This is a genomic window from Nocardioides islandensis (assembly GCF_015352455.1).
In the GTDB taxonomy this organism is placed as follows: domain Bacteria; phylum Actinomycetota; class Actinomycetes; order Propionibacteriales; family Nocardioidaceae; genus Nocardioides; species Nocardioides islandensis.
Genome location: NZ_JADKPN010000004.1, coordinates 94,728 through 108,542 on the forward strand (window position 1 = coordinate 94,728; position 13,815 = coordinate 108,542).

9 protein-coding genes are annotated in these 13,815 nt (G+C 71.7%); 2 read left to right on the plus strand and 7 right to left on the minus strand.

Features of this window, described 5'->3' with window-relative positions:
• Positions 1–8: 8 nt before the first annotated feature.
• A complete protein-coding gene (hisS, locus tag ISU07_RS09330) occupies positions 9–1,349 on the minus strand; it encodes a histidine--tRNA ligase (RefSeq protein ID WP_194706518.1) in 1,341 nt (446 codons plus the stop codon).
• A gap of 4 nt (positions 1,350–1,353) precedes the next feature.
• A complete protein-coding gene (locus tag ISU07_RS09335) occupies positions 1,354–2,076 on the minus strand; it encodes an MBL fold metallo-hydrolase (protein WP_194706519.1) in 723 nt (240 codons plus the stop codon).
• A gap of 136 nt (positions 2,077–2,212) precedes the next feature.
• On the opposite strand from ISU07_RS09335, the gene ISU07_RS09340 reads away from it, so the two are divergent.
• Positions 2,213–3,622: a DUF349 domain-containing protein gene (locus ISU07_RS09340; protein WP_323742518.1), complete on the plus strand. Its 1,410-nt coding sequence runs from the start codon at positions 2,213–2,215 to the stop codon at positions 3,620–3,622.
• Positions 3,623–3,630: 8 nt separating this feature from the next.
• On the opposite strand, the gene ISU07_RS09345 is transcribed toward ISU07_RS09340, so the two are convergent.
• Positions 3,631–5,085: a DUF7379 domain-containing protein gene (locus ISU07_RS09345; protein WP_194706521.1), complete on the minus strand. Its 1,455-nt coding sequence runs from the start codon at positions 5,083–5,085 to the stop codon at positions 3,631–3,633.
• A 10-nt stretch (positions 5,086–5,095) separates the two neighbouring features.
• On the minus strand, positions 5,096–7,267 hold the full coding sequence (locus ISU07_RS09350; protein WP_194706522.1) for a CHAT domain-containing protein: 2,172 nt from the start codon (positions 7,265–7,267) through the stop codon (positions 5,096–5,098).
• 138 nt (positions 7,268–7,405) lie between these two features.
• Here ISU07_RS09350 and ISU07_RS09355 point away from each other — a divergent pair, with 138 nt between their 5' ends.
• Entirely contained in the window at positions 7,406–9,631 is a 2,226-nt protein-coding gene (locus ISU07_RS09355; RefSeq protein ID WP_194706523.1) for a CHAT domain-containing protein, read from the plus strand.
• Between the two features lie 102 nt (positions 9,632–9,733).
• Here ISU07_RS09355 and ISU07_RS09360 read toward each other — a convergent pair whose 3' ends face one another.
• From ISU07_RS09360 to ISU07_RS09370, 3 genes are all read right to left on the minus strand, one after another.
• Positions 9,734–10,612 carry a hypothetical protein gene (locus ISU07_RS09360; RefSeq protein ID WP_194706524.1) on the minus strand — a complete coding sequence of 293 codons (879 nt, stop codon included), beginning with the start codon at positions 10,610–10,612 and terminating at the stop codon, positions 9,734–9,736.
• Between the two features lie 331 nt (positions 10,613–10,943).
• Complete coding sequence (locus tag ISU07_RS09365; RefSeq protein ID WP_194706662.1) at positions 10,944–13,175, minus strand: RelA/SpoT family protein; 2,232 nt, start codon at positions 13,173–13,175, stop codon at positions 10,944–10,946.
• Between the two features lie 101 nt (positions 13,176–13,276).
• Positions 13,277–13,813, minus strand: a complete 537-nt coding sequence (locus tag ISU07_RS09370) for an adenine phosphoribosyltransferase (protein WP_194706525.1) — start codon at positions 13,811–13,813, stop codon at positions 13,277–13,279.
• Between the last annotated feature and the right edge of the window lie 2 nt (positions 13,814–13,815).

A 13,815-nucleotide genomic window follows, 5' to 3' on the forward strand; every position in this document is an offset into this window, starting at 1 on the left:
GATTGCTCCTAGCTGGATGACTGGGTGACGATCGTCTGCTGCAGGTCTTCGGCGGGTGGGGTCCACGCGTCCGGGTCGGCGTCGACCTGGTCACCGCTGCGGATGTCCTTGACCTGGTGGGTGCCGTCCTCCTGGGGGAACCACACGTACGGGATGCCGCGCCGCTCGGCGTACCGGATCTGCCTGCCGAACTTCTGCGGCGCGGCGGCCACCTCGGTGGCGATGCCGCGGCGGCGCAGCCGGTCGGCGAGGTCCTGGGCCGACGTCCGGGAGTCCTCGTCGGCCAGCGCGACGAGCACGGCGCTGGACACCGGGCGGCTGCCGCGCAGCACGCCGTCGGCGACCAGGGGGACGAGGGTGCGGGAGACGCCGAAGGAGACGCCGACGCCGGGGTACGTCGTGCGGCCGTCCGTGGCCAGCGCGTCGTAGCGGCCGCCGCCGCCGACGGACTTCAGCCGCTCGTAGCCCTCCATGAAGATCTCGACGACCGTGCCCGTGTAGTAGTCGAGCCCGCGGGCGATGCGCAGGTTCGCCTCGACGGTGACGTGGTCGTCGACGACGGCGGCGCAGCCCTCGACGACGGCGGCCAGCTCCGCCAGACCGGCGTCGAGCAGCTCGTCCTCGACGCCGAGGGCGCGCACGGACTCCACGAACGACGTGTCGGCCACCCGGATGGTCGCGAGGGCGAGGCAGCGCTCGGCCTGCTCGGGCGTCGCGCCGGCCGTGTCCACGAGCAGCTGGGCGACGGCGTCGGCCGGTTGCTTGTCGAGCTTGTCGATGGCGCGGATCGCGGCAGGTACGTCGGGGATGCCGAGCCCGCGGTAGAAGCCCTGGATCAGCTTGCGGTTGTTCACCTGGAACGACAGCCGCGGCAGCGGCAGCGAGCCGAGCGCCTCGACCATCACCCGGACGACCTCCACGTCGTGGTGGAACGGCAGCTCGTCCTTGCCGACGATGTCGATGTCCATCTGGGTGAACTGGCGGTAGCGGCCCTCCTGCGGCCGCTCGCCCCGCCACGCCGGCTGGACCTGGTACCGGCGGAACGGGAACTCCAGCCGGCCGGCGTGCTCCAGCACGTACCGGGCGAACGGCACCGTGAGGTCGAAGTGGAGGCCCAAGCCGGAGTCACCAGCTTGGTCGTCGGCGTGCAGCCGGCGCAGGACGTACAGCTCCTTGTCGATCTCGCCGCCCTTGGACAGCCGGTCGAGCGGCTCGACGGCGCGGGTCTCGATGTTGGTGAAGCCGTGCAGCTCGAAGGTGCGCGACAGCCGGGAGACGACCTCGCGCTCGACGGCCCGCTCGGCAGGCAGGAACTCGGGGTAGCCGCTCAGCGGCGTGGGCTTGCTCAACGCTTCACAGTCCTCGGGTGCTGGCTGATCCCCTGGGTCCCGCTGCTCGCTCGTCCTGGAGCTCGAGGAGGAACGGGTTGGTCGCGCGCTCGCGACCGATGGACGTCTGGTCGCCGTGGCCGGGCAGCACGACGATGTCGTCGGCCAGCGTGAGCACCTTGGTGCGCAGGCTGTGCAGCATCGTCGGGTGGTCGCCGCCCGGCAGGTCGGTGCGCCCGATCGAGCCCTGGAACAGCAGGTCCCCGGAGAACATGACCTGGGAGATCTCCTGCTGCTCGTACGGCGCCCGGAACGTCACCGACCCGCGCGTGTGGCCGGGCGTGTGGTCGACGGTGAACGTCAGCCCGGCCAGCTCCAGGTCCTGGCCGTCAGCCAGCTCCTCGACGCGGTCGGGCTCGGCGAAGGTGTAGTGGCCGCCCAGCAGCATCTGGGTGGTCTCCCGGCTCATGCCCGCCATCGGGTTGGCCAGCAGGTGCCGGTCGTCGGGGTGGATCCAGGCCGTGGCGTCGTACGTGCCGGCCACCGGCGCCACGCACCACATGTGGTCGACGTGGCCGTGCGTGACCAGGACGGCGACCGGCTTGAGGCCGTGCTCGCGGACCACGTCGGCGACGCCGGGGGCGGCGTCCTTGCCGGGGTCGATCACCACGCACTCGGTGCCCGGCCCGGTGGCCGCGACGTAGCAGTTGGTGCCCCACGGACCTGCGGGGAATCCGGCGATCAGCACCGTCGCAGACTAGCGAGAGCGGTGGCAGCGGCCCGCATCCCTACCTGGGGGCGGAAGCCGCGGGAGACGATTGACTAGCATGGTGCCTCCCGCGCGGGCGAGCCGGAGCCCGTGGGACCGAGACGTAGGGACTGCCGTGACGAGCGACCAGGCCGACCCGCAGGCCGACCAGCCGTCGGACCAGCCGTCAGACCGGCCGCCCGCGGAACCGACCGTCGAGCCCGTCGCCGAAGCGCCCGCCGAGGCTCCGGCCGAGGTACCCACCGACACCCCGGCCGAGGTACCCACCGAGACTCCGGCCGAGCCGTCGGGACACGTGTGGGGAGCCGAGTGGGGTCGCGTCGGCGAGGACGGCACGGTCTTCGTCCGCACCGCGGACGGCGAGCGTGCGGTCGGGCAGTACCCCGAGGGCTCGCCGGACGAGGCACTGAAGTTCTACACCGACCGGTTCGACGCCCTCTCCTTCGAGGTCGACCTGCTCGACCAGCGCATCAAGTCCGGCGTGATGTCGCCCGAGGAGGCTGCCGAGTCGGTGCGGACCGTGCGCGGCCAGGTGTCCGACGCCAACGCGGTCGGCGACCTGGGGTCCCTGCTCGCCCGGCTGGACTCCTTCGGCGAGCTCATCGGCCAGCAGCGCGAGGCACGCAAGGCCGAGCGGGCCCAGAAGCAGGCCGAGGCCAAGGTCGACAAGGAGCGCATCGTCGCCGAGGCCGAGAAGCTGGCCGCGGGCACCGACTGGCGCAACGGCGCCAACCGGCTGCGCGACCTGCTCGACCAGTGGAAGGCGCTCCCCCGCATCGACCGACCGTCCGACGATGCGCTGTGGCGGCGGTTCTCGACCGCACGGACGGCGTACACCAAGGCCCGCAAGTCGCACTTCGCCGAGCAGCACGAGAAGCGCGCCGGCGCCCAGGTCGTCAAGGAGCGGCTGGTCAAGGAGGCCGAGGCGCTCTTGGACTCGACCGAGTGGGGGCCGACGTCGGGTGAGTACCGCGAGCTGATGCGGCGCTGGAAGGCCGCCGGACCGGCTCCTCGCGACATCGACGACGAGCTCTGGAAGCGGTTCCGGGCCGCGCAGGACCACTTCTTCTCCTCGCGTGACGCCGCGAACGCCGCGCAGGACGCCGAGTTCGCCGCCAACGCCGAGGTGAAGGAAGGGCTCCTGGTCCAGGCCGAGGCGCTGGTGCCCGTCACCGACCTCGAGGCCGCGAAGAACGCGTTCCGCGACATCTCCGAGAAGTGGGATGCCGCCGGCAAGGTGCCGCGCGAGCGGATGCGCGACCTGGAGGGCCGGATCCGCAAGGTGGAGCAGGCCATCCGCTCGGTCGAGGACGAGCAGTGGCGGCGTACCGACCCCGAGAAGTCCGCGCGCGCCGACGACATGGTCTCCAAGCTCGAGGACGCGATCGCCAAGATCGAGGCCGACCTCGCCGCCGCCCAGTCCTCCGGCAACGAGAAGAAGGCGCAGGAGCTGGCCGAGAACCTCGAGTCCCGCCAGGCCTTCCTCGAGATGGCCAAGCGCGCCGCCTCCGACTACTCGGGCTGATCCGCCCGTTACGTCGGCAGCCAGTCCAGCAGCTGCTGGGCGACCTCGGCCTGGCGGAAGTAGGAGTTGTGGTCGACCGACGCGCTCGCCTCGAGCACCAACCGGTCGGCGATCGGGAAGCCGGCCGAGCCCTCGACGTCCCAGCAGCCGAGCGTCGGCACGACCAGGTCGTTGTCGGCCTTGTCGAAGACCAGGTCCGTCGCGCCGTCGCGCGCCACGCGGGCCAGCGGGGCTCCGCGCGGAGGCTCGTAGTCGGCGGCCACCGCGCGCAGCAGGGCGGCCGGTGCGGGACGGCCGTTGAGTCCGGCGAGGTACGGCTCCTCGGGGTTCATCGCCATCAGGCCGTCGAGGCCGCCCACGGCGCCGACCGCGACCTGCTTCACCACCGCGAGCAGCAGGCCGAGGGTGTCGGTGACCCCGTTGTCCGGCACGAACTGCGCGAGGTCGGTGATCCGGTCGAGCAGGTCGGAGAGGTGCTCGCGGTCGGCCAGGACCGTGCCGGCGTTCGGACAAGCCACCATCACCAGGCCCGGTACGGCGATGGCCGCGGCCGACGCGATCTCGCGGCCGACCAGGCCGCCCCGTGAGTGGGTGACCACGTCCACCTCGACGCTGACGCCGGCCGGCACGAGCGAGGCGAGCAGGTCGGCGTTCTCCTTCGGCGTGACCGAGACGGAGTGGTGCTCGAACGCGGCGACCCGGCCGTCGTACCGCTCGTGCAGCTCGGTCATCGTCGCCTGCGGGATCCCCCCGAAGCCGCCCTGCGGCGTGGAGAAGGTCCCGTGCACGAGCAGGAGGGCGCGGCCCTCGCCGAGCGTCGCCCAGTCGGCGTCGCCGAACGACGGCGCGTCGCCGCTGCGGTAGCCGTCGACGGTCATCCAGCGCACGCGGTTCCGCCGGTGCTGGTCCTCCCACTTGTGGGCGAAGTGGTCCCCCACCTTGCCGAGCACCGGGTCGACGAGCGGGAAGACCAGGACCTTCAGCACCTTCTTGCCGACGGCGCCGAGGATGCCGCGATGGGTGTCGCCCTCCTGCTCGTCGGGCGGGACGACGGCCCTGGGGACCCGGTACGTGCGCCGGTCGCCGCCCCGGTCCGGTTGTGCCTGCGGCGGCACGTCGACGGAGAAGTGCCACGACAAGGAGCCGTCCTCCGCGGCGTACAGCAGCACCTGCCCGTTGCCGTCGCCCGGAGCCGGCACGTTGACCTCGATGTCGTCGGCGCCGCCGCTGCCGCGGGTGCCGTCGGCCGGCGTGATCTCCTGGTGCTGGGAGATCACGACCGAGAGCTGCTCGTCGAGCCCGGCGTCCTGGAGCGCGACCAGGAAGTCCTCGGTCGTCTGCTCCTCGCCGCGCATCCCCGGTGACGTCGGGCGGTAGACCTCGACCTCCCCGGTCAGCCCGGGGGTACGGATCACGACGTCCTCGACGAAGACGTCCCCGTCGGGGCGCAGGGGTTCGGCCATGGGTTGCTCCTCAGGTTGTCGAGAGGTGCAGGCGCGGGTGCCCGAACACCTGGTAGGCGATGAGGGTGGCGTGCTGGTGGGGATCGTCGGCCCTGGCGGCGGCCTCGGTGTACGTCGCCCGGATGGCGCGCATCGCCTCGGCGGCCGGCACGGCGTCCGGGCCGAGGGTCGCGGCGTAGAAGTCCTTGGCGACCGCGGCCGCCACCTCGTCGCGGACGTTCCAGAGCGGGGCCACGACTCCCCCGGCGCCGATCCGCATCAGCGTCGAGGCGAACCCCGCGTAGTCGCCGAGCACCGACTCGTCGGACGCCACCTGGCAGGCGTTGAGGAACACGAACGGACCGTGCGCGAGGCTTCCGGCTTCGAGCATCGTCGGTGTCAGGAACTGCGCGGTGGCGCCACCCGCCGGGCTCTTCTTGAGCAGGACGATGCCCTCCTGGCCGCCCTGGTCGTCGAACTTGCCGTGCAGCGCGGCGTGCAGCACGTCGTACTCGGGCCGGCTGTTGAACAGGTCGATCACGGTCAGCAGCTCGGGCTGGACCGGTGTGGCCGGCGGGTCGAAGAGCTTTGCGACCTCGTCGGCCTCCTCGAGGGCACTGTCGAGCCTCTTCCAGCTCGGTACGCCGGTGTAGTCGGCGGTCAGGACGGCGGCCTGGCGGATCGCCACCGTGCTGCGCGGCCGCGGCCGCGGCTTGTGCTCGTCCAGGGGCCAGCGGGACACCGCCACGTGCGCGCCCATGAACGGCGAGGGGCCACCCCAGGTCGTCGCCAGCTTGGGGTCGAAGGTCGCCAGCTCCCAGGGCACGACGAGCTCCTCGGTGAGCAGCAGCACCGCCGGGGCCGTCGTGCGTCCGGCCTGCTCGGCGACGTGGCGGACCGCCTCCTGGATGGCGGTGGGAACGGCGCGGCCGATCTGCACGGCGCGTCCGGCGAGGCTGTAGTAGTCGTCGGCCGCCCCGCCGGAGAACTCGATGGTCCGCCGGATCATGGTGGCGAAGCCGGCCACGTCCGCGTCGAGGGTGCTGGCGCTGGGCAGGTCCGGCACCGGCACGGCCGGGTCCGCGGCGTACGCCGTCCAGACGAACGTCGTGGACCCGGCGTCGGAGCGGCAGACCGAGACGACCAGGTCCGGGGCGTCGCCACCCACCAGCGGGTCGAGGTCCAGCAGGTCGACGTCACGGCGGTCGGGGACGACGGCGTCGGCGACGCGGTCCGCGGTGTCCACCACGACGACGGTGCGCCAGGCGACGCCGACCACCTGGCCGTCGCGGTGGAGCTGGAGGCCCAGGCGTCGCTCGGGCGAGAGCTCCTCGCCGTAGCGGGCGGTGCAGGTGAAGGTCGTCGACGGGTACGGGTCGAGGTCGGTGACCGTGAGGTGGGCCCGGGGCGTGCCCGTCACCTCGAACGACGCGGGGTCGTAGAGGAGCACGACGTCGAGCTCGACGGTCTCGCCGGCGTCGAAGGCGAGCGGCGAGCTGGCGACGAGCTGGGCGTCGCGGCGCTGCTGGAGACCGAGGACGACCTGGAACGCCTGGTCGAGGACGACGACGTCAGGTCTCGGGGTGCCGGTCACCTCGAGCCGGGGGTAGGCCTTGCGGGACGTGCTCGCGTCCGGGCCCCGCACGGCGTCGGGCTCGGTGCCGTCGTCGGGTCCGGCGCCCCGGCCCTCGTCGGGCGGTTCGGCCATCGCCGTCTCGGGGTCGTGCCACCAGCGGTACGGCGGACCTGCGGCGAGCGACGTACGCACGGTGGCGACCTTGGCCATCAGGGCGTCGAGCTCCGGGTCGGGGTTCGCCTCGAGGTCGTCGAGGAGCGAGCGCATTCGCAGCCGCGAGGCGAGCGCGACGCCCTGGATCATCATGTCGTGGGCGTAGAGCTCCGGCGGCAGCGCGCGAGCCATCCGCAGCAGCGCCATCAACGGGTAGCGCTGGGGTGAGGTGGCCTCCACGACGTGCTCGAGCGCGACGGACTGCCCGGAGTCGGCCAGGTCCTGGGCCAAGGACCCGGCCTCGTCCGGGGAAAGAGCGGCCAGGTCGGCGGGGTCGACCATCGAGTCGTCCCCGTGCGCGCGCAGGTCGGCGGCCGCCGCCCTCGCCCGGTCGAGGTCGTCGTCGCTGAACGCCGGCGCCGTCTCGATGGCAGGCTCGACCGCCTCGATCGCTGCCCGTGTCGCCTCGTCCATCCCGGTCCCTCCGTCCGAGAGGAGCCGGCCCCGGGCCGGTGGATACCTGCGGCTCGCGTCGGTATCTGGGGGGCGGCTCGTCCCTCTAGTCTGATGTCCGCACCGGGAAAGTTGAATGGGCACGCGAAAGAGCCGCAGATGGCACCTCGGCGCTACCTGAACTTCGACCTTCTCCTGGAGCAAGAGGGAGAGGGTCAGTACCAGGCGCGCGTCACGGAGTCCCCGCTCGGTGAGACTCCCAGCGTCCGGTTCCGGCTGCCGTACGACGCCACCACCCTGGAGAACCTCCTCCTCAAGCTCGACCCGGGCCGGTCCGGCACGCGACGCGTGGGAGGTACGTCGCAGGCGCAGGCCGCGATGGACTTCGGCGGTCCGCTGTACCAGGCGATCTTCACCGGCGACCTGGCGCTCGCGTGGCAGCGCAGCCTGGACCGGGCGCGCAGCGAGGACGCCGGCGGGCTGCGGCTCCGGCTGCGGCTGAACGACGCGGCCGGGATCGCGGGGCTGCCGTGGGAGCTGCTGTACGACGCGAAGTCCAACAGCTTCCTGGCGCAGTCCGAGCGCACGCCGCTGGTCCGGTTCCTCGACGTGCCGGAGGTACCTCGGCCGATCGCGGTCGACGGCCCGCTGCGGGTGCTGGCCGTCATCTCCTCGCCGACCGACCTCGAGGAGCTCGACGTCGAGGCCGAGTGGCGGCGGATGACCGACGCGCTGAAGGCCAGGGTCGACGCGGGCCTCGTCGTGCTCGACCGGCTGCCCAGCGCCACGATCGGTGACCTCGGCCAGTGGCTGCGCCGGCACCAGACCCACGTCCTGCACTTCGTCGGGCACGGCGACTTCGACGAGCGGCTACGCGAGGGCGTCATCTACTTCCAGGACGAGCACGGCCGGTCCACGCCGGTGACCTCCTCGATCCTCGGCCCCTACGTGCGCGACCACGACCCGCTGCGGATGGTCGTCCTCAACGCCTGCCGCTCGGCCCGCGTCGACGGCACCGACCCGTTCGGCGGCATGGCGCAAGGTCTGGTGCAGCAGGACGCGACGGCCGTCGTGGCCATGCAGTTCCCGATCAGCGACCGCGCCGCCGTCCGGTTCACCGGCGAGTTCTACGGCGCCCTGGTCGACGGGCTGCCCGTCGACCAGGCGATCAGCAGCGCCCGCAAGGCGCTGCTGGCCGACTTCGGGGACGAGTGGGCCACGCCGGTGCTCTTCCTACGGTCACCCGACGGCAACATCTTCGAGAACGTCCACGCCGCCACGGTCGACGTACCCGCTCCTCCCCCGCCGACTCCGCCTCATCCTCCTTCCCCGTGGCTGTTGTGGGTGCGCAGGCACGTGCCGGTCGTGGCCGCCGCGGCCGTCGCCCTGGTGGCGCTGGTCGTGCTGGCGGTCGTGGTGCTGCCGGGCGGCGGCGACGGGGGCGAGGACGGCGGCCCACCCGTCACGGCGCTGAGCGGCGACCAGCTCCTGGTCGCGGCCGGCAACGACGAGGACGGCCTGCGCATCTTCGTCCTCGACGTGACCACGGGAGCCGAGGTCGCCGGGCCGCTGTCGACCGCGGCCGGCGCCAAGGAGTTCAACCCGGTCCTGAGCCCCGAGCGCACGTCGATGATCTACTCGCGGCAGGGGGCGGGCGGCAACCAGCTGCGGGCCGCGGCCGTCGACGGGACCGACGACCGGCCGCTGTTCGACCAGAGCTCGTTGCGACAGTGCAGCGAGAGCGCCGGGCGGCCGGCCTGGATCCCGACCAGCAACGACCTGCTGATGCGGTGCTTCGGCCGCGACAAGTTCATCCGCGTCGTCCGGGTCGACGTGCACGGGAAGTTCCTCGAGTCGTACGCCGAGATCGAGCCCGGCGACAAGACCCAGGACTTCGGCCACCCCACCGTCTCCCCCGACGGGACCACGGCCGTGCTGCCGATCGCGGGTACGTCGAAGTCGCGGGAGGGCCGGCTGTTCACCATCGACCTCGCCACGCACGAGCGGCGCCTGCTGCTCGCACCGTTCGCGCCGTACGTCGCGTTCGGCGACCCCGTCTACTCTCCCGACGGGACCATGCTCGTCTGGCGGGCGAGCACCGACCCGACCGGGGACCTCGGCTCGGAGATCCTCGCGGCGCCGTTCGTGGACGGCGCCCTGGCCGTCGACCAGCTCGTCCACGTCTCCGGCGACGTACCCGGCGACGACCTGGACCCGATGTTCTCCCCGTCGGGCACGCAGGTCGTCTACACCCACTCCCCCGTCGAGGACGCCGACACCGTCCGGGAGCTCTGGGTCGCCTCGATCCCCGACCCCACCGACCGCCACCAGGTCAGCGGTTCGGCCCACACCTTCTACTCCACGCCCGCCTGGTCCCGCCGCTGAGCGAGCGATCGTGGCGGCGGCGGGATAGTCCCTGGCGTTTGGGCCCCTCCAAGGCATCCCGAAGGGCCCAAACGTCGGGGACTACCCGGACAACAGGGACTTTCAGGTGCGCCAGAGACGGTCGGCTCGGCCGGTGCGGACGAGGTACTCGTCGACGGTCTCGGGCCTGGTCCGCCATGGTGGGGTGTCCAGGGTCCAGGCGCGCGACTCCGGCGGCAGGAACTTGGCTCGACCCCGGGCGTTGCGCATGCGCTGGACGGCCACGTACCGATTGGCGATGTCGCCGCCGACCAGCTCGAAGTACTCGAGACCGTGGTCTCGGAACCTCTCCTCCCGGTCGACGTCTTCCCGGTGCTGAGCGCCGCCCTTGTGGTCCTCGCCTTGGTACTCACCCACCAGCCCCGCGACCGGGTCGAACAGGTCGGGCACACCGATGAGCCGGCCGTCGAGGTCGTACACCTCGACGTTGCACAACGGCCGGCCGAAGCCGGCGTCCAAGGCCCAGATCATCACCATCCGGTGCTCCTGTGGCGATCGGCAGTCGTCGCGGGCAAGACCGACGGCCAGTCGTGCACGGGGTACTCCGGTCCAGGCCTTCCGCTGGGCAACGTACATCCTGAACAGCCGGACCGAGATCAGCAGCGCGGCCGCGGCCATGCTGATCGCCACCGCCGCCTCGCGAACGCTCCGGATACGCACGACCTCGTCGAAGAGAGCTCGCTGGACGGTCGTGACGCGCAGTCCGTCCACGACCTCCCACTCCGTCGGCGCCAGTTGCGCCTCGGTCTGGGTGAACCGCGGGTCCGGTCGGATGCCGTCATGCAGCACGAGCGGCACCGGCAGACGCTCGCCTTCGTAGCCGATCCCGTTGAAGTACGTCGCTCCTCGCCACCGCAGCGACGCCCACGCGGTGACTGCGCCGTACGTCGTGATGCGCGCACCCTGCTCGACGATCCGCTGCTCGACGACGTCACCATCCACGGAGGCCGGCACGTACAGGCCAGATCCCGTCTGTCTCCAGTGCGGTCCCCTCGCCTGCTTGCGGGTCGGTCCGTCGAATCCCGTCGTGTCCACACGGACGGGGACGACGAGGTCGCTCGGTCGCTGACACACGGGATCCCAGGGCATGCCGCATCGGTCCCCGTTCCCTCCTCATCGGGAACCACCACGTCACGAGTCCTGTGGACAGCGGCCCATGGACCTCCCCTGTGGACGAGGAGCGGGTCCCTGGAGTTGCGATAGTCCCTGACGTTTGGGCCCCTCCGAGGTGTGCCTGAGGGCCCAAACGTCGGGGACTATCCCGAAAACCGCCCTACTGCGTGACGCGGTAGGCGTCGAAGACGCCGGGGACGGAGCGGACGGAGCGGAGGACGCCGTCGAGGTGCTTGGCGTCGGCCATCTCGAAGGTGAAGCGGGACTTGGCGATCCGGTCGCGCGTGGTGGAGAGGTTCGCCGAGAGGATGTTCACGTGGGCGTCCGAGAGCGCCATGGTGATGTCGGACAGGAGGCGGTTGCGGTCGAGGGCCTCGACCTGGATGTTCACCAGGAAGGTGCTCTGCGCGGTCGGGGCCCACTCGACGTCGAGGAGCTTCTCGGGCTGGGACTTCAGCGACGCGGCGTTGGTGCAGTCCTGGCGGTGCACCGAGACTCCCCCGCCCTTGGTCACGAACCCGAGGATCGCGTCCGGCGGCACGGGCGTGCAGCACTTCGCGAGCTTCACCCACACGTCGGTCGCACCGCGCACGATCACGCCCGCGTCGCCGCCGGCCGAGACCTTCGAGCGGACCCGGCGACCGGTGATCTGGACGGCCTCGGACAGGTCCTCCTCGGCCCCGCCGGCACCGCCGTGCAGCTCGATGACCCGGCGTACGACGGCCTGGGCGCTGATGTTGTTCTCGCCGACCGCGGCGTACAGGGCCGACACGTCCGCGAGCTTGAAGTGCACCGCGGCCTGGGTGAGCGACTCGTGCGACAGCACGCGCTTGAGGGGCAGGCCCTCCTTGCGCATCAGCTTGGCGATCTGCTCCTTGCCGCGCTCGATCGCCTCCTCGCGGCGCTCCTTGGTGAACCACTGGCGGATCTTGGAGCGCGCCCGGGGCGACCGCACGAACCCGAGCCAGTCCTGCGAAGGACCGGCGTTCGGCGCCTTCGAGGTGAAGATCTCGACGACGTCGGAGTTCTCCAGGGTCGACTCCAGCGGCACCAGCCGGCCGTTCACCCGGGCGCCGATGGTGTGGTGGCCGACCTCGGTGTGCACGGCGTACGCGAAGTCGACCGGCGTCGCGCCGACGGGCAGCGGGATCACGTCGCCGCGCGGGGTGAAGACGTAGACCTCGGCGCGGTTGATCTCGAACCGCAGCGACTCGAGGAACTCGCCCGGGTCCTCGACCTCGGACTGCCAGTCGAGCAGCTGGCGCACCCACGACATGTCGTCCATGTCGCCGCGCTGGTCGGTGTCGAGGCCCTTGCTGCCGTCCTCCTTGTACTTCCAGTGCGCGGCCACGCCGTACTCCGCCCGGCGGTGCATCGCGTTGGTGCGGATCTGGATCTCGACCGGCTTGCCCTCCGGGCCGATGACCGTCGTGTGCAGCGACTGGTACATGTTGAACTTCGGCATCGCGACGTAGTCCTTGAACCGGCCGAGCACGGGGTTCCACCGCGAGTGCAGCACGCCGAGCACCGCGTAGCAGTCGCGGTCCTCCTCGACCAGCACCCGCAGCCCCACCAGGTCGTAGATGTCGGAGAACTCGCGGCCGCCCAGGATCATCTTCTGGTAGATCGAGTAGTAGTGCTTGGGCCGGCCGGTGACGGTCGCCTTCACCTTGGCGTCCTTGAGGTCCGCCTCGACCTGCCGGATCACCTCGGCCAGGAACTGGTCGCGCGACGGCGCGCGGTCGGCGACCATCCGCACGATCTCGTCGTAGACCTTGGGGTGCAGGGTCGCGAACGCGAGGTCCTCCAGCTCCCACTTGATCGTGTTCATGCCGAGCCGGTGCGCCAGCGGCGCGTAGATGTCCAGCGACTCGGTGGCCTGCCGCTCCTGGGTGCTCTGCTTGACGTACCGGACCGTCCGCATGTTGTGCAGCCGGTCGGCCAGCTTGATGACCAGCACCCGGATGTCGCGGGCCATCGCCACGATCATCTTGCGGATCGTCTCGGCCTGCGCGGCGTCGCCGTACTTGACCTTCTCGAGCTTCGTGACGCCGTCGACGAGCCGCGCCACCTCGTCGCCGAAGTCGGCACGCAGCTCGTCGAGGGTGTACGGCGTGTCCTCGACCGTGTCGTGCAGCAGCGCGGCGACGAGCGTCGGCTCGGTCATGCCGATGTCGGCCAGGATCGTGGTCACGGCCAGCGGGTGGGTGATGTAGGGGTCGCCGCTCTTGCGCATCTGCGTGCCGTGGTGCTTCTCGGCGGTGAGGTACGCCCGCTCGAGCAGCGCGAGGTCGGCCTTCGGGTGGTTGGCCCGGACCGTGCGGAACAGCGGCTCCAGCACCGGGTTGCCCGTCTGGCTCCGCGAGCCCATCCGGGCCAGCCGCGCGCGCATGCCGCGGGCAGGGGGAACCGCCTCGGGGGCACGTACGGCGGGGACCGCGGGCGACTGCTCGGCCATTTGGCCTCCAGTCTACGGGCGGGTCGGCGTGCGGGTCAGACGGTGAGCAGGCTCGTGAGCGGCAGGTCGCCGATGGTCTCGCGACCCGCGAGGAAGCTCAGCTCCATCAGCACCGACGCCGCGACGGCGACGGCGCCCGCCCGCTCGACCAGCCGCACGGTCGCGGCGACCGTGCCACCGGTCGCCAGCACGTCGTCGACGAGCAGGACGCGCGCGCCCGGGGCCAGGGCGTCCTCGTGCATCTCGAGGGTGGCCTGGCCGTACTCGAGGTCGTAGGACTCGGCGTACGCCGCCCGCGGCAGCTTGCCGGCCTTGCGCACCGGCACGAACCCCGCACCGAGCGCCAGCGCCACGGGCGCGGCGAGGATGAACCCGCGCGCCTCCATGCCCACCACCGCGTCCACCACCGTGGACCCGGACTCGTCGCGGCCGGCGGCCGCCAGCGCCTCGACGATCTCGCTGAGCGCCGCGTGGTCGGCGAGCACCGGCGTGATGTCCTTGAACACCACCCCGGGCTCGGGGAAGTCGGGGACGTCGACGACGAGTCGTTCGAGCGTCTCCCGGGCACCCACGG